General features: G+C 70.6%; 11 protein-coding genes. 7 read left to right on the plus strand and 4 right to left on the minus strand.

Annotated elements, in window-relative coordinates; all coding sequences use genetic code 11:
- The first annotated feature begins 6 nt into the window (after positions 1 to 6).
- Positions 7 to 93 carry a hypothetical protein gene (locus ACIOFR_RS40000; RefSeq protein WP_401004940.1) on the plus strand — a complete coding sequence of 29 codons (87 nt, stop codon included), beginning with the start codon at positions 7 to 9 and terminating at the stop codon, positions 91 to 93.
- A gap of 154 nt (positions 94 to 247) precedes the next feature.
- Positions 248 to 421 carry a hypothetical protein gene (locus ACIOFR_RS40005; protein ID WP_401005420.1) on the plus strand — a complete coding sequence of 58 codons (174 nt, stop codon included), beginning with the start codon at positions 248 to 250 and terminating at the stop codon, positions 419 to 421.
- Positions 422 to 451: 30 nt separating this feature from the next.
- Here the strand turns inward: ACIOFR_RS40005 and ACIOFR_RS40010 are convergent, their stop codons facing one another.
- From ACIOFR_RS40010 to ACIOFR_RS40025, 4 genes are all read right to left on the minus strand, one after another.
- A complete protein-coding gene (locus ACIOFR_RS40010; protein ID WP_401005438.1) occupies positions 452 to 2,680 on the minus strand; it encodes an arylsulfatase in 2,229 nt (742 codons plus the stop codon).
- 858 nt (positions 2,681 to 3,538) lie between these two features.
- Positions 3,539 to 4,693, minus strand: a complete 1,155-nt coding sequence (locus ACIOFR_RS40015) for a cation:proton antiporter (RefSeq protein ID WP_401005422.1) — start codon at positions 4,691 to 4,693, stop codon at positions 3,539 to 3,541.
- Positions 4,694 to 5,883: 1,190 nt separating this feature from the next.
- Positions 5,884 to 6,330: a nuclear transport factor 2 family protein gene (locus tag ACIOFR_RS40020; RefSeq protein ID WP_401005424.1), complete on the minus strand. Its 447-nt coding sequence runs from the start codon at positions 6,328 to 6,330 to the stop codon at positions 5,884 to 5,886.
- 51 nt (positions 6,331 to 6,381) lie between these two features.
- Positions 6,382 to 7,266: an SDR family oxidoreductase gene (locus ACIOFR_RS40025; protein ID WP_401005426.1), complete on the minus strand. Its 885-nt coding sequence runs from the start codon at positions 7,264 to 7,266 to the stop codon at positions 6,382 to 6,384.
- Positions 7,267 to 7,830: 564 nt separating this feature from the next.
- On the opposite strand from ACIOFR_RS40025, the gene ACIOFR_RS40030 reads away from it, so the two are divergent.
- The 5 genes from ACIOFR_RS40030 to ACIOFR_RS40050 all read left to right on the plus strand — a co-directional run bounded on the left by ACIOFR_RS40030 (position 7,831) and on the right by ACIOFR_RS40050 (position 20,707).
- A complete protein-coding gene (locus ACIOFR_RS40030) occupies positions 7,831 to 8,382 on the plus strand; it encodes an EF-hand domain-containing protein (RefSeq protein WP_401005428.1) in 552 nt (183 codons plus the stop codon).
- A 327-nt stretch (positions 8,383 to 8,709) separates the two neighbouring features.
- Entirely contained in the window at positions 8,710 to 9,969 is a 1,260-nt protein-coding gene (locus ACIOFR_RS40035; protein WP_401005430.1) for a cytochrome P450, read from the plus strand.
- The gene (locus ACIOFR_RS40040) at positions 9,966 to 17,192 is read left to right on the plus strand and encodes an amino acid adenylation domain-containing protein (RefSeq protein WP_401005432.1); all 7,227 of its coding nucleotides are present in this window, start codon (positions 9,966 to 9,968) and stop codon (positions 17,190 to 17,192) included. The genes ACIOFR_RS40035 and ACIOFR_RS40040 overlap by 4 nt, the downstream gene beginning before the upstream one ends.
- A gap of 28 nt (positions 17,193 to 17,220) precedes the next feature.
- On the plus strand, positions 17,221 to 19,743 hold the full coding sequence (locus tag ACIOFR_RS40045; protein WP_401005434.1) for an FAD-dependent monooxygenase: 2,523 nt from the start codon (positions 17,221 to 17,223) through the stop codon (positions 19,741 to 19,743).
- Positions 19,744 to 19,873: 130 nt separating this feature from the next.
- Entirely contained in the window at positions 19,874 to 20,707 is an 834-nt protein-coding gene (locus tag ACIOFR_RS40050) for a methyltransferase (RefSeq protein WP_401005436.1), read from the plus strand.
- Positions 20,708 to 21,003: the final 296 nt, after the last annotated feature.

Here is a 21,003-nt window from a genome sequence, read left to right on the forward strand (position 1 = left end):
ACCCGGATCTTCCGCTTCGACGAGATCGTCGAGGCCCACCGGGTGATGGAGGCCGGGCAGGCGCTGGGAAAGATGGTCGTCACCCTCGACTGACCGATCCGCGGCGCTTGCGGCACCCGGCGGTTCGCCGATCGGGTGCCGGTGCCGCGCTCGTGCGTCGCAGGTTCCGGCTGCCGGTGGTCATGTCAACAGGTTCGGCGAGTTCGCCCACGACGGTGCCCGGGCCGTTCCCGCGCAGCGCGGGCGGTTGGGGCAGCAGAAGTGGGTTGAGGCGCTCGTGGAGTTGCTGGAGCGTTGCCGGTGGCGGTCGCTCACCGTCGAAGGGCTGGGCCGTCTGCTGGTAGGGGGCGTGGAGGCCTGGCGGCAGGAGCGGGCCTGGTTCGCCATCCGGCTGGGGCTGCTCCTGGACGGCATTGCCTGACCAACTGCAGCCCCAGCGGGCCTGCGGTCCTTACTGGCGTGCCATGTGCATGCGCATCTCGCTCGGGGCGTCGACGATCAGGTCACCGGACAGGTCGACGGTAACGGTGTGCAGGGTGCCGGTGAAGCGGAACGGTGCCCGGTAGTCGGGGGTGACCGCCGAGCCGGGGTTGGTTCCGCAGCACATGCCGCCCGGGTTGAAGGCGACCGGGGTGGTGAACGGCAGCTCGCTCTGACCGACCAGGCGGCCGTCGAAGTAGAGCTGGGCGTGCCCGGGTGCGCCCCTGCCGTGGGCGATGTCCGGCGTGCCGGTGGGCTCGAACTCGAAGCGCAGCGCGTGCCGTCCCTCGGGCACGCTCTCGCCGGAGGCCACGTGGTACAGGGTGCGGTGGACGTAGTTGTGGGCGTAGTGCAGGCGGCCGTCCTTGAGGTAGAGGGTCCAGCCGCCGGCGTTGGTGCCCTGGCAGAGCAGGACGCCCTCGGCGCCGCCGGACGGGATCTCGACGTCGGCGGTGACGCTGTGCGGGCGGTTGAGGACACGGGGGGCGACGGCGGCCGGCAGGACCTGGGTGCCGGGGCGGAAGGTGTAGCTGCTCCGGGCCTGGGTGATCTGCGGCCGCTCGACCATCATCCGCTGCAGGGCGCTGCCGTCGATCGGCAGCACGTTGTACCTGCCGGCCTCGATGTACCACAGGGCGATCATCTCGATCAGTTTGCCGCGGTGCTCCTGGGCGAGGTTCCGGGTCTCGGCGATGTCCTCGTCGACGTGGTACAGCTCCCAGTGGTGGGCGTCCAGGTCGTCCAGGTCGGCCATGGTGATCGGAGTGCCGAAGGGCCGCTCGGCCTCGGCGAAGGAGGGGCCGGGCCAGGGGCAGACCGCCCGCCATCCGTCGTGGTCGATGGCACGGTGGCCGAGCATCTCGTAGTACTGGGTGCGGTGGTGAGTCGGTGCGGTGGCGTCGTCGAAGGTGTGGGCGAAGCTGACCCCGTGCAGGGGCGACTGGGTGACCCCGCGGATGGTCCCCGGGGGTTCGACGCCCAGTACGTCGAGGACGGTGGGGACCATGTCGATGATGTGCGCGAACTGGCTGCGGATCTCGCCGCGGGCCCGGATTCCGGCAGGCCAGTGGACGAGGAAGGGGTCGCTGACACCCCCGCGGTAGGTCTCCCGCTTCCACCGGCGGAACGGGGTGTTGCCCGCCCAGGTCCAGCCCCACGGGTAGTGGTTGAACGTCTCCGGGCCGCCGAGCTCGTCGATCCGCGCCAGGCTCTCCTCCAGCGGCTCGGCCGCGTTGTTGAAGAACTGCGCCTCGTTGGTGGTACCGGCGACCCCGCCCTCGGCGCTTGCGCCGTTGTCGGAAACCACCATGATCAGGGTGTTGTCGAACTCTCCGGTCTCCTTCAGGAAGTCCAGCAGCCGGCCGATGTGGTGGTCGGTGTGGGAGAGGAACCCCGCGAAGAGTTCCATCATCCGCGCCGCCAGCCGGCGTGCGTCGGGCTTGAGCGACTCCCAGGCCGGTACGTCCGGATCGTGCCGGGACAGCTGCGCGTCCGGCGGGACCACGCCGAGCTCCTTCTGCCGGGCGAAAGCGCGCTCCCGGTAGGCGTCCCAGCCGTCGTCGAACCGGCCCCGGTAACGGTCCGCCCACTCCTTCGGCACATGGTGCGGGGCGTGCGTCGCGCCGGTGCAGAAGTGCAGGTAGAACGGCTTGTCCGGGGCGACCTGCTTGGCGTCGGCGATGAACGACATCGCCCGGTCGGCCAGATCCGCGGTCAGGTGGTAGCCCTCCTGCGGCGTCGCCGGCGGATCGACCTGGTGGTTGTCGTACACCAGGTCCGGATACCACTGGCTGGTGTCGCCGCCGAGGAAGCCGTAGAACCGCTCGAAGCCCCGGCCCAGCGGCCACCGGTCGAACGGCCCTGCGGCCGACTCCTGCTCCGACGGCATCAGGTGCCACTTGCCGACCATGTACGTGTTGTAGCCGTGCTGCAGCAGCATCTCCGAGAGGAACCCGTTCTCGAACGGGATCTGCCCGTTGTAGCCCGGATAGCCGGTGGCGAGCTCCGTGATCGCCGCCATCCCGTTCGTGTGGTGGTTGCGGCCCGTCACGATGCACGAACGCGACGGCGAACACAGCGCGGTCGTGTGCATGTTGTTGTACAGCAGCCCGTCCGCCGCCAGCGCGTCCAGGTTCGGCGTCTCGATCGGGCTCCCGTAGCACCCGAACTGGCCGAACCCGGTGTCGTCCAACACGATCATCAGCACGTTCGGTGCACCCGGCACCGCCCGGACCGGCTGCGGCCACGCCGGTCTGGACTCATCCGTCGTCCGTCCCACCACCCCTGGGAAGCCCTGTCCCGGCCTGTACTCACTCCACGACGTCTGCGACATGATTGGCTCCGTCCCACCGGCGCAGCAATGAGACTCCCGGCCGGCACTCGATCTCCCCGAGCAACACTGCCCCCGTGGCCCTGCGGCCGAAAGCCGCCCTCCATGCATCCTGTACCGGCCGATGCCCGAGACGTCCACCCGGACCGTGTATGCAGCACCACGGGGGTCTGCGGAGCCGAAGCCAAGAGCCATCTCAACGCGGCTCGCTGCGGCCGAACATCTCCACGCTAGGCCGCCCGACTCACCGCTGCCACCCCGGCGTCCGGTCCTCGGGTGATCTGCTCCACGCGGCGACCACCATGCTCAAGGCCCCGCAGCGCTACCCGTGTTCGGGACGCCAGAGCCACCCCGCCCGCTGCCTCCGCCGACGGTGACGGCTCCAGCACCGTGCACTTCTCGCCGACCCGTCCCGACGGTGTCGCCGAGGGCCACTGGATCCAGACCCCCGGGCAAGGGCTGCTTCGGGATCCTGCGTCCGTACAGCCCCGGGCAGTCGTTCTTCGAGCGCAGTTGGCGCCCCACCGAGGTCGCCCCGTCGAGTGACTGCGCAGGCAGCGATCAGGCGGTGCCGTCACACCTCGCTGCCGAGGCCCTTGGGGCGGTGCGTGGCCGAGTCGGAGGCGAGTGCGTTCTCCCGCAGGTTCGGTTCGCTGGGCAGTGTCCTGGCGAACCAGTCGCCGTAGCGGTCGCCCAGGAAGGGGGCCGAGGCGCCGTGCAGGACGATGCTCAGGCCGACGGCACGGCGATGACTTCGGTCAGCAGCGCCATTCCGGGCAGGTGTTCCTCGTAAGCGAGCAGGCCGAACACCACGGAGGCGAGTCCGCGCGGACCGAACCAGCCGATGTAGGCGACGGAAGCCGGACGCAGGCCCGTGCCGATGAGTGAGAGCGCGACCGGCAGCATCCGGACGACGGTGAGGCTGATCAACGCGTAGACCACCGTGCGCCACGACAGATGCTCGAGTACGGGGCCCAGGATGATCGCGCCGAAGACCAGGAAGCTCAACGGCGCGAGCAGCAGGCCGAGAAGCTCGGTGAACCGGGTGTACCGGGTGGGATCCGGGCTGTTCCCGTGGCCGGCCCGGGCGGTCTGTGCCCTGCGCGAGCCGACGCCGAAGGCCATGCCGGCGGCCCAGGCGCCGATGAAGCCGCTGCCGTCGACCGCGACACACAGCACGTAGGTGACGACCGGGACGGCGATCGTCAGGAACTGCCGCCAGTCGGTGGCGCTCCAGCCCCGGTCGACGGACCAGCGCAGCACGCATGCCCCGGCCCAGCCGACCGCGAGCCCGGCGACGCCGCTCAGCAGCAGCGCGCGCAGGAACGTCTCGACGACGCCCGGATGACCGTGGCCCTCGTCCGCCGCCGCCAGCGCCAGCACGAAGAACGGGAGGACGAGGCCGTCGTTGAGTCCTGACTCGACACCCAGGCCGCCGCGGACCAGTGGCGGGACGCGCTTGTTGGAGAACGCCTGCTGTCCGAGTGCGGAGTCCGTGCGAGCCAGGATGATGGCGACCAGGGCCAGCTCCCACACGCCCAGGCCGGGCAGCAGGGGCCACGCCAGGAGCCACCCCAGCGCGACGGTGGCCGGCAGTCCCAGGGCCAGCAGCCGCAGCGGCAGGAACTCCTCCGTGCGCAGGTCACGGCGGCGGATCGCCGCCGAATCCGCGAAGATCAGCAGCGTCAGGGCACTCTCCAGCAGCAGGCTGGTGAACTCCGGATCGTCGGCCCGGTCCAGCAGATCCAGACCGAGCGGGCCGATCGCCAGCCCGACGGCCATGAACACCAGAGGACCGGAGATCACCGTCGTCGACAGGCGCCGCGACATCGCCCCGTAGCCCACGACCACGCCACCCGCGATCACCACGGCCCACTGAACCATCAGCGCTCCTCACGCCGGACGTCGATATCGACCCGGCGACAGCACGGGAACCGAGCCCGATGCCCTGACCACGCCGCCGCACCTCACACAGGGAGCGCAGATGCTCACCCTAAGTGCCTGGCCGGGCCCTCGCCCCAGCGCGACGTAGCCGACGCCGCACGTGTCGCGGAGCCGCCGTGGAGTCGGCTTCGGCCGATCGTGACAGCACCGATCCGGCGACCGGCACCCATGCACTCCCGCCCGCCGGAAGGGTGATGAGCAGGGTGGCCGGTCGCGCCCCCGAGGGTTGAGGGTGCGAGACCTGCGGGCGCCGCACAGCATCGAGAAATGAGCGATCCCCGACGACGCGCCCGCCGCGGTATCGACCTCGAGGTCGTCCGGACGCGGCTCGGCACGCGGACCTTTCGCGACGGAATCCCCGACGCCGCCACCAGCGCGAAGGTCTTCGACCACCTCGACCTGATGCACGGGTCACGAGGCACGTGCATCGCCGCTTCGGTCGTCCGCTTCCAGCCCCGGCCGGCTGAAGGCCGGTGTGACGACGTCACGCCAGTTCATAGGGGGATCGGCCGCCGGAGCCCCCGGGCGATGCCTCGGCACCAGGACACGCAGTGCGCCCGGGCGGATGGTGCAGGTGACGGGAGCGGGCATGGTGAGGGCCTCACCGCCGACGGCGGCCGGGATCCGCTCCGCTTCCGATCCGACGAGGATCCGGCGGGAGGTCAGCGTGGGCCTTGGAGCGCATGGTGATCGCCTCGAATGCGGATTTGTGCGATTGCCGATGCCCATGGTCCCTGATGAGGCCGACGGCGAAGGCACGCCGGCGGGGCGAGGTGGTGCGGCTGGGCGCTGTCGAGTCGTTCGACGCAGGTGTCGAGCCACCTGAGTTCGCGCGAAGGCTGAGGGCGAGCCGAAGATCGGCCGACCAGCGGCATCGGTACGGGCGCAGGGCGGAGCCGAGATGTTGGTCGCGCGCGGGCCGGGCGGGCGGCGGTGCAAACCGCCGGCGCGATGTCGGGAGAAGGTGGTCGAGGTCGATCGGCCGGAGGTACCGCGTCTCCTGTAGCGTCTCGGGCACCACCCGAGCGATGTGAGAGCTCGGTTTCGCTTCCCGGTTCCGCGCGGCGGGCCGCCGGGCGTGGCGAGCAGGCCATCGATGTCTGGATGGGCGAGGTGGCGGGCGGGGAGGGTCAGCCCCGGGCCATCGTCGGCAGGAGCTGCTTCCAGGCGAGCTCGCCGCCGGCGGCCTCCATCACCGACCAGGGGTCCCAGAAGTCACGGTAGAGCGCGATCCGGCCGTGCTCGAAGCGGACCACCGACAGGTAGGTCTGGTGGTACTGGCCGCCGGTGGCGAGCAGGGTGCATTCGCCGGTGAAGCCCGCGATCACCAGACCGTCCTCGTCGGAGGTGTAGAACTCGGGCTCGGAGAATTCGACCTTCAGCTGCTCACGGAACATCGTCATCTGGGCCAGCAGCGCCTCCCTGCCCTGCATGCGGGAGGGGAGGCCCCAGGCCGGGTACGGGAATTCGAGGATGCCGTCCTCGGTGAAGAGGTCGATCCACTCCTCGATCCTCGCCTCCGACAGCAGGTCCAGGCTGTGGGTGAACAGGTCCTTCAACTCCTGCGACGTGGTCATACCGACGTTCCTCTCCTGGTGTCGTGGTGCTTGGTTGTGTGCAGTTCGTCCTCAACTGGCAGGTGTGACGATGCCGTCGAGGATCCGGTCGATCGCCCGGTCGGGCATCAGCCTGGCCAGTACGCGGCTGCCGATGGCGTCCCGGCCGACGCCATAGCGGGTCCTGGGCCGCTTGGCGACCAGAGCGCGGAAGACCACCCGGGCGACATCGTCGGGAGTCGTGCGGCTGGTCCGGGCGGAGGTCTCGTTGGTCTCCATGAACCGCGGGAACGTGCTGCGGTAGAGATCCTGGACCGGCTCCGGGGCGCTCTCCAGCGCCCGGTTCCCCTCGTCGGACATCTTGTCCCAGAGCGGGGTCAGGACAGCGCCCGGCTGGACCACCACGACGGGGATCCGCTGCGGGGCGAGCTCGCGACGCAGCGCGTCGCTGAGTGCCTCCTTGGCGAACTGGGCGGCGGCGTAGGCGCCGAGGTAGGGGATGGCGACGTTCCCCAGGCCCGACGTCACGTTGACGATCCGTCCGGCTCCGGCACGCAGGAGGGGGAGGAAGCTCTGGATCACCAGCAGTTGACCGGTCACATTGGTGTCGATCTGACGTCGCATCATCTCCTGCGGTACGCACTCCAGTGGAGCCGTGACGGCGATGCCCGCGTTGTTGACCAGCCCCCACAGGCCTGCCTCGCCGGCCGACTCGGCGACCTCGTGTACGGCGGACTGGATCGACTTCTCGTCCGTCACGTCGAGTACCACCGGGGTGAGTCGACCGGTGGCGACCAAGCGCAGCCGCTCTCCGTCCTCGGGGCGGCGCACTCCGGCGAAGACGTGGAAGCCCACCCGCGACAGGTGGAGTGCGCAGGCCTCCCCGAGGCCCGAGGAGGCACCGGTGATGACCACGGCCCGGCCTGCGGGTGGCGTCGGACCCGGCGGTTTCGACACGTGCTTCCTCCTGGTTCAAGGCTCGGATGCGGACAGGGCCACGTTCAGCGATCCGTCGGCGAGCCGCTCCGCCCGGTACGCCGCGACAGCCCCTCTCGGCAGGTGGGGCTCCGCGCATCCGTTCACGTCGGGCGTTGACCGTCCCAACAGTAGGGGGCGTTGGTGGTCGAATCCGGGATGAACGCGCGCGGGAGAGCTGTCGGAGCGTGATCGCGCTGCGTGGGCTGGTCCTCCTCCGTGAACCGCGGAAGGCGCTCCTGGCCTCAGCTCCAGGTACAGGTCCATCGCCGCATTGGCAGTAAATGCGCGCTGTGTCAACGACGTTGGGTGAGGCCGTTGCTGACGAGCGGGCCATCGACCGCGGCGAGCCACGGGAGTAGTGGCCGACAACCGATTGGGTCGGAGGTTGCCGCGGCGGTGAGAGCTGCGTCAATGCCGACGAGGGCGCTGCACTCGAACAGGTGAAACACGGGATCGGCCGCCCCGTCACATTGTGTTCCGGTCGCGATCGAACCAATGATGATCTCGCACGATCGTGCGTACCCCTACATCCGAGGATGCAACATGGCTACCGCCACGCAGGACGTCATCACCGTCAAGCTCGAACGTACGTTCGAAACCATGGATGCCAACCACGACGGTTACGTGGACTGGTCGGACTACCAGAAGCTCGCCGACCGCTACATCCAGGCCTACAAGCTCGGCAAGGACGACCGCCGGGCCAGGGCGCTCCACTCCTTCTTCCAGACGTACTGGCTGGAGATCCTGCGTCACGCTGGCGTTCAGGACGACCGGCTCGCGAAGGACCAGTTCGTCACGGCCAACCGCCTCGCGAGCGTCGACACCAGCCGGCTCAATCTGGCCGACGGCGCCGGCCACGTGGTCTTCGACGTCATCGACGTCAACGGCGACAACGAGATCAGCAAGGACGAGTTCGCCCGCTTCCTGAAGGACGTGTGGCGGATCGGCGCGCCCGACGCGATGGACACGTTCACCAAGCTCGACACGGACGGGGACGGCGCGATCTCGCGCCAGGAGTTCATCCGCGCGGTGCGTGAGCACTTCCTCTCGGACAACCCGGACGCTCCGGGCAGCCTGTTCTTCGGGCACGTCTGAGCAGAACGGTGTCCGGCCTGACCGAGCGCGTCCGTGACCGTGCGATCAGGTCTCACCGATGAGGGCCTGAAGTGGCCCCACCCGCGCGTCCCAACCCGCCTGGTGACGGCTCGGTTGGACGCCCAACGGGCGACTCGACACTCCCGGTGGAGGTCGGGGCCACTTCAAGCCCTCGCACAGCAACGGTGGATCGGTTCAAGCCCTCGCGGTGGGGCCGCTGCGCACCCGCGATCAAGGGCGTTCGGCACGTTCCACGAGTACGCAACGGACGCCAGACGGCCGCTCACCCCCGTGTCCCGACTAACGAGGTCGCAACCCTTGTCCTCCTTGCCCCTCCCGAACCGCTGCCCCTACCCCCTGGACGGCGGTGCCGCGGACATCCACGGCGAAACCGCAGCATTGCGTGCGCTCGGGCCCGCCGCACGGGTCGAGTTGCCGGGCGGTGTACCGGCGTGGTCGGTGACCGACCCGGGCCTTGTCCGGCGGCTGCTGATCCACCCCCGGGTCTCCAAGGACGCCCGGCGGCACTGGCCCGCCTACCTCAGCGGCGACCTCCCCGCTGGCTGGCCCCTGCAGATCTGGGTCGACATCCGCACCGTCCAGACGGCCTACGGACCCGATCACAGCCGTCTCCGCCATCCGCTGGTCCCCGCCTTCACCGCCCGCCGCGTACGGGCCCTCGCCCCGCGGATCGAGGAGACCGCTGCCGCGTTGCTGGACGACCTCGCCCAGGTGGCCGACGCCGCCCCGGACGGAATCGTCGACCTGCGAACGCACTTCGCCTCCCGGCTGCCATGGCTCACCGTTGCCGAGCTTGTCGGCCTGCCGGAGGCCATGCACGACAGGTTCCAGGGCGTCAACGACAGCGTGTTCGAGACGAACCTGTCCGCAGAGCAGGCCGCCGCCATCACGGTCGAGGCCGCGCAGCTCGGCGGCGATCTCATCGCCGCCAAGGCCGAGCACCCCAGCGACGATCTCGCCGCCACCCTGCTCGACAGCCATCGCGAGGGCTTGCTCAGCGAGCAGGAACTGGCCGACAGCATCTGGATGCTGATCGGCGCCGGCTACGGGACCACGGCGAGCATGCTCGACCACGCTGTGGTCAACCTGCTCACCCACCCTGACCAGTTGGAGCTGGCCGTGTCCGGGCGCGTCAGCTGGGAACAGGTCGTGGAGGAGACCCTGCGCCACCAGGCCCCTGTGGCCAACTTCATCCTGCGTTTCCCCACCGAGGACCTGCACGACGAGGCGACCGGGATGACCTTCGCGCGCGGCGACGCCCTCGTCATCAACTATGCCGCAGCCGGACGCGACCCCGGGGTGCACGGCGAAGACGCCCACATCTTCGACGTCACCCGCCGCACCGCCCGCGAGCACCTGGCCTTCGGCCACGGGCCCCACTACTGCCTGGGCGCCGAACTCGCCCGTCTCGAAGGGCGCATCGCGCTCCCCGCGCTCTTCTCCCGCTACCCCGGGCTCGACCTCGCCGTCGAACCCGAGCACCTCACCCCGTTGCCCTCCATCATCTTCAACGGGCACCGCGAGATCCCCGTTCGGCTCGAAGGGAACCCCGAGAAGTGGGCATGAACGATCAGGCCCCGCACCGACTGACAACATATCAGCGAGACCTCTGGTCCGCCGGCGCGCAGGCTCCGGAGTCGCCGCAGTTCAACTGCGTTCTCCACGAGCGCCTGTACGGCGGGGTCGACCCCGAGAGGCTTGCGGCCTGCACCGGGCACGCGTTGCAGCGCCATGAGACGTTCCGGCTGCGGTTCGAGGAGAGCAGGGGGATCCCCTCCCAGCGGGTGGTGCAGGAGGGTGCCCCGGTCGTCGTGGTCGACCTCTCACGGGAGCCCGAGCCGGACGTGGCCTGCGCCGAGTGGATGCGTCGCTCGATGGCGAGGGCCCTGCCGCTGGCGAACGGCCCGCTGGTCGAGGCCACACTCCTGCTGGAGAGCTCCGACGTCACGCATCTGCACATCAAGGCACACCACATCGTGGCCGACGGCTGGACGCTCCATCGGCTGGGCCAGGAGATCCTCGACGGCTATGCCCAAACGCCGCGCTGCGGCCCGGAGCGGAGCGCCGACGGGGTGCCCTCCTATCTGGCGTTCGTCGAGGAGGATGCCGCCTACCACGCCGGCGCGGACGGTGACCGTGACCGCGCCTTCTATCAGGACTACCTCCACGGCGTCACACCCGCGATGTTCAAGCGTGCGACGGACAGGGGCCCGCGCGAGCGCGGTCGCCACTCGTTCGTGATCGACGGTTCGCTCGTCGGCCGGATCCGCGCCGCCGGCTTCTCGCCGTTCACGTACGTCGCGGCCACGCTCGGTACGTACCTGACGCGCCTGCACCGAAGCGACGAGGTGGTCCTCGGCGTCCCCTTCCTCAACCGTCCGACCGAGCAGCACAAGGACATCCTCGGGCAGTTCGCCAACACCCTGCCGCTACGGGTCGCGGCACACGGCGGGCGGACCCTGCGTGAGCTGCTTGTCGAGATCCGGGACGCGACCGGTACGCTCCGGCGTCATGAGCGGCTCTCGCTCGGCGACGTCCTTCAGGCACGGCCCGCACCGGCCCGGGCCCCACGGCAGCTCTTCGACGTGACGCTCTCGTACATGCACTGGCCCCGGCCCGACCGGGTCCGCGGAGTCGAGCGGCGGACGGCGCTGATGGCCCCCTCGCACGACCAGGACGCACTGGGCGTCGTGGTGTCCGCCTTCGACGACACGGCCGAGATCCGTGTGGACCTGGACTACGCCTGCGACGTCTTCGACGAGGATCTGCCCATCACCTCCGTGGCCGGTCACCTCACGACGCTCCTGGAGCACGGTCCGGACCTGGTGGACCGGCCGCTGTCGGACATCCCCATGCTGACGCCGGCCGCATACGAAGACCTCACCGTCGGACGCGCCCACGGCCAGCAGGTGCCCTATGCACACCAGGCCACCCTGCACAGCCTGTTCGAGGCACAGGCCGCCCGCCACCCGGGCCGGACAGCAGTCACCGCAGCGAACGGGCAGACGCTGACCTACGCCGAACTCGACGAGCGGGCCAACCGTGTCGCGCGGGCCCTGCGCGCGGAGGGCGTCGGCCCGGACGACCGGGTCGCGGTGATGATGGAGCGGGGGCCGCAGCTGCTGGTCGGGCTGCTCGGCACCCTGAAATCCGGCGGCGCCTACGTACCGGTGGACCCCGGCCACCCGGCCGAGCGGGTGGGCTTCCTCCTGCGCGACAGCCGCGCCAAGGTGGTGATCGTCGACGACGACGCGCCCACCGGCCCACCGGCCGACGGCACGAGTGTGCGGCGCATCGGCGGCCTGCTGAAGGGCAGCGGAGCACCGGTCGAGCCGCTCGCCACCTCCCGTGACCTCGCCTACGTCATCTACACCTCCGGCTCGACCGGACAGCCCAAGGGCGTCATGGTCGAGCACCACAGCGTGGTCAACCGCCTCGCGTGGATGCAGCGTCGCTATCCCCTCGCGGGAGGGGACGTCCTCCTGCAGAAGACGCCGGTCTCGTTCGACGTCTCGGTGTGGGAGCTGTTCTGGTGGGCCGTCGAGGGCGCGGCCGTGGCCCTGCTGCCGCCCGGCGGCCAGCAGGACCCGCGCGAGGTCCTGCGATCGATCTGTGAGCACCGGGTCACCGCCGTGCACCTCGTCCCGTCGATGCTCGGCCCGTTCCTCGACCTCCTGGAGGAGTCGGCGGCCTCACGTGAGGGAATCCGGACGCTGCGGCACGTCTTCTGCAGTGGCGAGGCCCTGCCCGCAGCCCGGGTCGAGCAGTTCAACCGCCTGGCCGAGCAGTGCCGTGGCGAGGGCGACGCCGAGCGCCCGGTGCGGCTGGTGAACCTGTACGGCCCGACCGAGGCCACGGTCGACGTCTCGTCCTACGACTGCCCCGGCGATCCCGCCCGCGGCATCGCACGGGTGCCCATCGGCCGGCCGATCGACAACACCAGGCTCTATGTGCTCGGCGCCGACGACCTGCCACAACCCGTGGGGGTCGCCGGCGAGTTGTGCATCGGCGGCGTCGGCGTCGCCCGGGGGTACCTCGACCGCCCGGAGCTGACCGCCGAGAAGTTCGGCGCGGACCCGTTCGTGCCGGGCGGTCGCCTCTACCGCAGCGGGGACCTGGCCCGGTGGCTCGCGGACGGCACCCTGGAGTACCTCGGACGGATCGACGGCCAGGTCAAGATCCGGGGCCACCGCGTCGAGCCCGACGAGGTCGCCGCCACCCTGCGCACCGTCCCTGGTGTGCGGGACGCCATCGTGGTGGGCCGGGCCACCTCCGACCGGGGAACCGTGCTGGCCGGCTACTACGTCGCCGAGACCCCGATCGACACCACGCTGCTACGTGAACGGCTCGGGCGGACACTGCCGGCGTACCTGGTCCCGGCGTCGTTCACCCGGATCGACGGGATTCCGCTCACTCCCAACGGCAAGACCGACCGTGACGCGCTGCCACCACCGCACGACACCCCCAGAGCCACCGTCGGCGGCCGGGCGCGCAACCGCACCGAGATGGTCCTGGCCGAGGTCTGGGCCCGCGTCCTCGGCCATGAGGCCGTGGGGATCCATGACGACTACTCCGCCCTCGGTGGTGACTCGATCCTGGCGCTCAGGGTGCGTGCCGAGGCGCAGGCCCGGGGCATGCGCTTCTCGCTCACCGACCTCCTCCGGAACCCGACGGTGGCCGGCCTCGCCACTCGCACCGAGGAGTGCGCCGTACCCGGGACCGAGGCTGCCCCCGCTCCGTTCGCCCTCGTGGCCGACGTCGACCGCGCCCGCCTGCGGGACGCCGAGGACGCCTACCCGCTGACCCGGCTCCAGCTCGGCCTGCTGTACCACAGCCGCAGGCACGAATCGTCCGCCAGGTACCGGGACGTCTTCCGGTACACCCTCGACATGCCCTGGAACGAGGAGGAGTTCCGCCGCTCCTTCGACCGGCTGACAGCACGGCACCCGGCGCTGCGAACAGCCTTCGACCTGGCCGGCTCCGAACCCTTGCAGGTCGTCCACCCCCGCGTGCACGGCGGCCTGGAGACCGCCGACCTGCGTCCGCTCGACGACGCCGTGGCCGAGGGCGAGGTGCGCGCGCACATCGAGGAACGCCGCCACCACCCCTACGCGTTCGACCAGGCGCCGCTGTACCTGTTCCGCGCCCACGTCCGGCCCTCCACCGTCGACCTGGTCCTCAGCTTCCACCACGCGATCCTCGACGGCGGCAGCGTCGCCACCCTGCTCCAGGAACTGCTCCAGGACTACGCCCACGGCCTCGGCCTGCAGGTCGGCCCGGTCGACGACACCCCGCCCTCGGCCGCGACCCACGTACGGCAGGAGCAGGCCGCCCTGCGCTCGGAGAAGACCCGACGCTACTGGCGGGACAAGCTGGCCGGCTGCGATCCCCTGCCGATCGAGGCGTTCTCGCCCCACCGGCCCGGCGGCGGCCACCAGCCCGCCTCGCGGCGGATCGACCTGCCCGGCGCCCTCGTCGAGCAGGTGCGGCACTTCGCGGCCGCACACGCCCTGCCCGTGAAGTCCGTGCTGTTCGCAGCGCACGGCCTGACACTGGCCATGCTCGCCGGCACCCGCGACGTGACCACCGGTCTGATCAGCCACGGCCGGCCCGAACTGGCCGGGGCGGAGCGCATCGCCGGGCTGTTCCTGAACACCGTGCCAGTTCGCCTGGACACCGGGCGGGAGAGCTGGCTGGAGGTGGCTCGCGAGAGCTTCCGCCAGGAGCAGGACGGCCACCCCCACCGCCACTACCCGCTGAGCGCCATCCAGGAGGACCACGGCGGGCCCGTCGTGGACACCGCCTTCAACTACGTCCACTTCCACCAGCTCTCCCATGTCCTCCGCCTGCCCGGGATGCGGCTCGCCGCGTTCGACACCTGGGAGCAGAACGACTTCCGGCTCCTGGTGAACGCGGTCACCGAACCGGACGGCAGCGGGATGTGGCTGCGGCTCGACTGCGACGGTGCGACGTTCTCCGCCGAGCAGGGAGACCTCTTCGCGGCCGGCTACCTGAGCATCCTGCGCTGCATGGTCGAACAGCCCCACGGTGAACCGGACTTCGCCTTCCTCGCCCCCCAGCCGATGCCCGCCCCTACCGGCGACCACCCCACGGTCGTGGCGCGCATCGCCGACCAGGCCGCGCGCACCCCGGACAGGACCGCCCTGGTCATGGGGAAGGAGCGGTGGTCCTACGCACGCCTCGCCGAAGCCTCCGAGCACGTGGCCGCGCGGCTGTGCGCGCTGGACGCTCCCACGAACGCCCGGATCGGGATCGCCATGGACCGGTCCCCGCGCACCATCGCCGTACTCCTGGGCGTCCTGCGGGCCGGATGCGCCGTCGTCCCGATGGACGTCGGCTACCCCGCCCCCCGGTTGGCCGCGATGGTGGAGCAGGCCCGGCCCTTCCGCGTCGTAGCCGACTCCGCGCACGCCCACCTCGCCGGCGACCCGGCTCTGCTGCTGCCCGCCGAGTCGGTGACCACACCGGTACCTTCAGGCGAGGCGCAGGCCGGGGGCACCATCGCGACGGTGACTCAGAGACAGGCCGGGGTCGTCCCCGAGAGCACCGCGTACGTCCTGTTCACCTCGGGCTCCACCGGAACCCCCAAGGGCGTCGCCATGCCGCACCGTACCCTGGCCGGCCTGGTGACCTGGCAGAACGGGGCGGCGTCCAGCGCGGTCGCGGGCGGCGTGACCCTGCAGTTCGCACCGCTGAGCTTCGACATCTCCTTCCAGGAGATCTTCTCCACCCTGTGCTCCGGCGGCACGCTGTGCCTGGCCGGCGACGCCGAGCGGCGCGACATGCCCGCACTGCTGCGCCTGCTCGACCGCGAGCGCGTCGAACAGGCCTTCCTTCCCCCGGTGGCCCTCCAACAGCTGGCCGAAGCAGTCGCCACGTCGGGCTTCACCCCACGGGCCCTGCGGGTGCTGATCCTGTGCGGCGAGCAACTGCGCGTCACCCCGGAGGTCCGCGCACTGTGCGCCGAACTTCCGGGGGCGGTACTGGAGAACCAGTACGGTCCGACAGAGACACACGTGGTCACCGCGTTCACCATGACCGGCGACCCCGCGGCCTTCCCCGCGCTGCCGCCGATCGGCCGTGCCATCGACGGGGCCGAGGTGCACGTCCTGGACGAGCGGATGCGTCCGGTTCCGGCCGGGGCTCGCGGAGAGATCTACCTGGGCGGCGCCTGCCTGGCCGACGGCTACGAGGGCCGCCCGGACCTGACCAAGGAGCGTTTCCTCCCGCAGCCCTTCGCCGACTCTGGCCGCCTGCTGTACTACACGGGCGACCTCGGCATGGTGCTTCCCGGTGGCGACGTCGTCTTTCTCGGGCGTGCCGACACCCAGGTCAAGGTGCGGGGCTTCCGTGTGGAACCGGCCGAGGTGGAACTGGCCGTCACCGCCTTGGCGCAGCAGTACCCGGGCCTGCGTGACGCCGCGGTCGTGGCCCGTCGGCGCGCGGACGGCGAGGTCGTCCTCGCCGTCTTCGTCCTCGGCGAAGGCACGGACGAGGACCTGGCCGGCATCCGCGAGCAGCTGCGTGCCACCCTGCCCGACCACATGGTCCCCTCCCATCTGCAATGGGTCTCCCGGTACCCGCTGACCCCCAGTGGCAAGCGGGACGACGCGGCACTGCGCAGTGCGCCGCTGACCATCCCGGTCCGCGCCCTCGACGCCGGGCCACGCGACCCGTACGAGCAGACCCTGACCGAGATGCTGGCGGACGCGCTGAGCCTGGACGCGGTGGGAGCGCACGACAACCTCTTCGAGCTCGGAGGTACCTCCCTGACCGCGATGCGGCTGGTGAGCCGGATCGAACAGCGCTACCGGGCGCACATCCCCCTGGCGCAGCTCATCGCGACACCCACCTGCGCCGGGCTCGCAGCACGGCTGCGCGACGGCGGGGCGAGAGCCTCGTACGACCCCCTGGTGCCGGTCCGCCCGCAGGGCACCCGCCCGCCGGTGTTCATGGTCCACCCGATGGGCGGCAACGTCCTGTGCTACGTCCGCCTCGCCCGGCACCTCCCGGACGACCAGCCGCTGTACGCGCTCCAGGCTGCCGGGGCCGACCCGGGCACCACGCCGCTGAGCAGCGTCGAGGAGCTGGCGGACAGCTACCTCACCGCGCTGCGGACAGCGCAGCCGCACGGCCCTTACACGATCGGCGGATGGTCATTCGGCGGGTTCGTCGCCTTCGAGATCGCCCGCCGCCTGCGAGCGGCAGGCGAGGAAGTGGCCCGCCTGCTGGTGCTGGACACCACCGCGCTGGCCCAGGGCCCGCGTGTCCCGCACGGCGAGGAGGCCGTGCTGGAGTGGTTCTTCCACGAGCTGCTCTGGCTGAGGGACGGCAGTGGTTCACCCGCGCGGAATATCCCCGACGGACTCGGCTCGCTGGACGCGAAATTCGCCTTCATGGCCCGCGTCGCGAGCGAGCGCGGCGTCCTGCCGGCCGGCAGCTCCCCGTCCCTCGTCCGCCGCCTGTTCGGCGTCTACCGGGCGAACTGGCAGGCAGCGCTGGCCTATCGACCCCCGCTCGAGGACCACGACCTCACGCTGATCCGCGCCACAGAGCCACTGCCCGCCGTCCTGGACGCCATGCACCGTGCCGCCCGCAGCCGCCATCAGGACCCCTGCAACGGCTGGAACGACATGACCAGTGGCCGGATCCACGTCGTCGGCGTCCCCGGCGACCACCTGACGATCATGGAGGAACCGAACGTGGCGCACGTGGCCAGAAGCGTGGCGGATCTCCTGCGGACCGACGCCGTCCCCAGCGCCCGGTAAGGCAGGAAGAGTGTCACCGAAGCCCCCCATGAAAGCCCTCGTCATCGGTGCCGGTATCGGCGGTTTGACCTGCGCGGTCGCGCTGAGGCGCGTCGGCATCGACGTCGAGGTGTACGAGCGTGCCACCGAGCTGCGCGCCGCCGGCTCCGGCATGTCGGTCATGAGCAACGCCGTCACCGCCCTGGCCACCCTCGGCATCGACCTCGGCCTGGACAAGCGCGGCCAGACCGTGGAGTCGTTCACGATCATGGACCGGCGAGGCCGACGGATCAGGGACCTGCCGTTCAAGGAGGCGTGCGACACGGTGGGAGCGCCCAGTGTCTGCCTGAGCCGAACAGACCTCCAGGAGGCCCTGCTGGCGGAGGCCGGGGACTGCCCGGTCAACCTGGGAGCGACCGCCGTCGGCTTCGAGGCCGGCGGCGGAGGTGTCACCGTCCGTCTCGCGGACGGGCGTTCGGCGAGCGGGAACATCCTGGTCGGAGCCGATGGCTTCGACTCGGCCGTACGGCGGCACCTCGTCGGCCCCGAGGCACCGCGGGACAGCGGCTACTTCTACCGGCTCGGCGTGGTCCCCTTCCGGCACCCGCGCGTCTCCACCGGCAGCGTGCGCCACTACTGGGGCAGCGGACAACGGTTCGGCCTCATCGACATTGGCCACGGCCGCTGCTACTGGTGGGCAGCGGTGCGCACGTTCGGGGAGTCGCCCGCCCGGGACCGCGTCAAGGAGATCCTCGGGCGGTCCTTCGCAGACTGGGCCGACGAGGTGCGGACGGTGATCGACGCCACGCCGTCGGAGGACATCCTCACCGTGCCCTCCCGCGACCGGGACTTCCTCGAACGGTGGGGCGACGGCCCCGTCACCCTCCTCGGCGACGCGGCCCACCCCATGCTGGCCACCCTCGGACAGGGGGCGGCCATGGCCATCGAGGACGCCGTCGTGCTGGCCCGCGCGCTCGCCGACCCCGCGACGGGCGACGACCCCATGTCCGCCCTGCGGGCCTACGAAGGGCAGCGGCGCGACCGCACTCGCGAGATGGTGGCCGCCTCCCGAGCGGCGAGCGACCTGGCGCAGGCGGACCGTCCTCGCCGGCGGCTGGCCCGAGACGGCTACTTCCGGCTGGTACCCCGCCGCGTCCTCGTCCAGCAGACCGTGCAGGCCCTCACGTTCCCCGGTGGCCCGGCCGCCGGACCGACCAGCGTTCAGCGCGAGCTCAGTCCCCTGGAACGCTGGTACTGGATCGCCGACCAGACCTCACCCCTCAACGTCATCGCGCGGGTCCGTGTCCACGGACGCATGCCTCCGTCGCTGCTCCGTCGCGCGCTGGACGTCCTCCAGGTCCGGCACCCCCTGCTGCGTGTTGTGATCGCCGACGGCGGCACCGGAGCGAACCCCGTCTTCGTGCCGCTCGACGGGCAGCAAATCCCGCTCCGCCACCTCGACGTGCCACCGGACGACGCTGCGGTCGATTCGCGGTGGGAGCGAGAGGTCAACGATCGCGAGCTCGCGGAGAGCATCGACTGGCGTACTGGGCCGCTGCTGCGCGCATTGGTGATCACCTCGGGAGGGAACGGCGCGGACGGCGAAGGGGACGTCCACGACCTGGTGCTGACGGCCTCGCACTGCATCGCGGACGGGAAGACGTGCCTGTCCCTGCTCCGCGAGTGGATCGAACTCGCCGCGCAATCGGGCTCCCGCACGCCGCAGCAAATCACCTCGCGGCGGGTGTTGCCCGCGACGGAGGACCTGCTCCCGCGTCGCCACCGCGGCCCGGCGGGCCTAGCAGGGTTGGGGGCGATGATGTTGCGCGATCGCCAGGCGGCTCGGCAGGGCCCCGCCCTGCGGGTCGTCCCCAGCCGCGAGGTGCCGTTCGGGCAACGGCGCACCCGGATGGTTCACAGGCTCCTCGCCGCCGACCAGTTGGAGCAGTTGGTTCGGGCGGCGAAGCACCACGGCACCACGGTCCACGGAGTCCTGGCCGCCGCGATGGTCACGGCTGTCGCCCGGGACGCCGGTGCCCCGGCGAACGCATACCTCTCCATCGGCTCCCCGGTCGACTTCCGGGGTGAACTCGTTCCGGCCGTCTCCCTCGACGAGGTCGGCACCTATGTGGCCACCGTTCCCTCTCGCGTCCGTTACAAGCCGGGCGAACCGCTCTGGTCCATGGCCAGGGCGATCAGCCAGGATCTGGTCCAACGCCGTAGGCGCCAAGAGCACCTCGCCATGCTCAGCCTGCCACGCTGGGCAGGACCGAAATCGACGGCGGACAGCGAAGCGTTCATGCGGTTCATGGACGAGAAGGGGCCGATCAACCTGTGTCTTTCCAACGTCGGACGCTACGATTTCCCCGAGCGGGCGGGCTCGTGGAGAGTCTCCGGCGCCCAGTTCGTCACAGGTATCTCGGTGGTGGGCGCCATCGTGGCCACCGCCACCACCAGTCACGGCCAACTCGCTTGGAACTTCGGCTACGTCGACGGCCTGATCTCGGATTCGCGCGGACGGCACATCGCTGATGCCTCGGTCCGCACCGTGCTGTCCGCGCTCGCTGAGTGACCGGCCCGACAAGTCAGATGCCACGAGCTCCTGAAAAGCCGACCAATCCTCGATCCGCTGGCGGAATTCCGGACGGTTGCGCTCCTCGAATCCTGCTGGCTCTTACCCAATGCGAAAGGCCCACGCTGCGATGACCCATGCTCTGATCCGGACGCTGCCGCGACGCCGCGTCCTGCCCGCCGGCGAAAGCGGCTCGCTGTGGCGAGCCCGCCCCTCGTGCGGGATCTTCGAGTTTCGCGGCATGCGTCTACAGCTCGCGGTGGAGGACCCCGCCGAGGTCCTCTTTCCGACCGACTGTGGGCTGAGCTTGATCGCTGCCCTCAACGGTGACGACGCTCCCGACCTGAAGGACGTCAACGCCCTGGACATCGGAGCTGGTTCCGGCCTCTACAGCGTCGCCCTGCTCGCGGCCGGCGCCAAGCGGGTGACGGCCCTCGACATCAACCCGGCCTCCGCCGCCCAGACCGTGGCGAATGTGGTGACCAACGGTCTCGACGCCACGCGGCTGATCTGTGTCACCTCGCCCTTGGAGGAGTACACGCCGGACGGGAAATTCGACCTGGTGATCACGAATCCGCCGCACCTGCCCTACGACCCCAGCTATGCGAGGGGTGACGGGCTGGAGACCGCCCTGGTCGCCCGCGAGGGGGGCCGCGCGGTGTACGACGCCGTGGTCGAGCGGATGGACACACTCCTGACACCGGGGGGCATCCTGCTCATGGCGCACTCCTCGCTCGCGGACATGCCCCGGACCGTCGCCCAGCTCACCGGGCGCGGCTATGAGAGGGACACACTTGAGATCTTCGAGATGGACATTCCGCTCCTGGCCTACGCCGAGCACAGGGACACGATGCTGGGCCTGCTGAAGGAACAACGTGCAGCGGGCCAGGCGGAATTCGACGGATCGCGCTTCACGGTGCACGCCCTGATGTTCCAGCGCCCCATCGACCCCCCTGGCCACTGACGTTCAGAGAGGTGAGGCCCAAGAAGACCGCCCAGGGCGCGGACTCGTGCGGGCAGCTGGTGATCACCGCCGGTGACTGTGGTGGCCGTTCGGCCGCTGGCCGGAGTCCGATGTCCTTGATGTGGATAACCGGCCACGGCCGGGCTCCGCCCGCCTCTGCTTCGAGCGTCAGAATCAAGGGGGCAGGGCTCGACTGAAGTTCCCCTTGGAACTGGACAGCGGGTGCTTACGCTGCGGGGGTGAAGTCGTGCTGCAGTCTGGCTCGGGTTTCGAGTGGGGTGAGGTACCCGAACTCG

Origin of the sequence: Kitasatospora sp. NPDC088346 (genome assembly GCF_044740765.1) — a bacterium.
Taxonomy (GTDB): Bacteria; Actinomycetota; Actinomycetes; order Streptomycetales; family Streptomycetaceae; genus Kitasatospora.

Bases quoted from the DNA above. Each gene is read 5' to 3' on its own strand.
- ACIOFR_RS40040 (WP_401005432.1), top strand. From the start codon at position 9,966: ATGAACGATCAGGCCCCGCACCGACTGACAACATATCAGCGAGACCTC.
- ACIOFR_RS40020 (WP_401005424.1), bottom strand. From the start codon at position 6,330: ATGACCACGTCGCAGGAGTTGAAGGACCTGTTCACCCACAGCCTGGAC.
- ACIOFR_RS40030 (WP_401005428.1), top strand. From the start codon at position 7,831: ATGGCTACCGCCACGCAGGACGTCATCACCGTCAAGCTCGAACGTACG.
- ACIOFR_RS40015 (WP_401005422.1), bottom strand. From the start codon at position 4,693: ATGGTTCAGTGGGCCGTGGTGATCGCGGGTGGCGTGGTCGTGGGCTAC.
- ACIOFR_RS40010 (WP_401005438.1), bottom strand. From the start codon at position 2,680: ATGATCGTGTTGGACGACACCGGGTTCGGCCAGTTCGGGTGCTACGGG.
- ACIOFR_RS40050 (WP_401005436.1), top strand. From the start codon at position 19,874: ATGACCCATGCTCTGATCCGGACGCTGCCGCGACGCCGCGTCCTGCCC.
- ACIOFR_RS40045 (WP_401005434.1), top strand. From the start codon at position 17,221: ATGAAAGCCCTCGTCATCGGTGCCGGTATCGGCGGTTTGACCTGCGCG.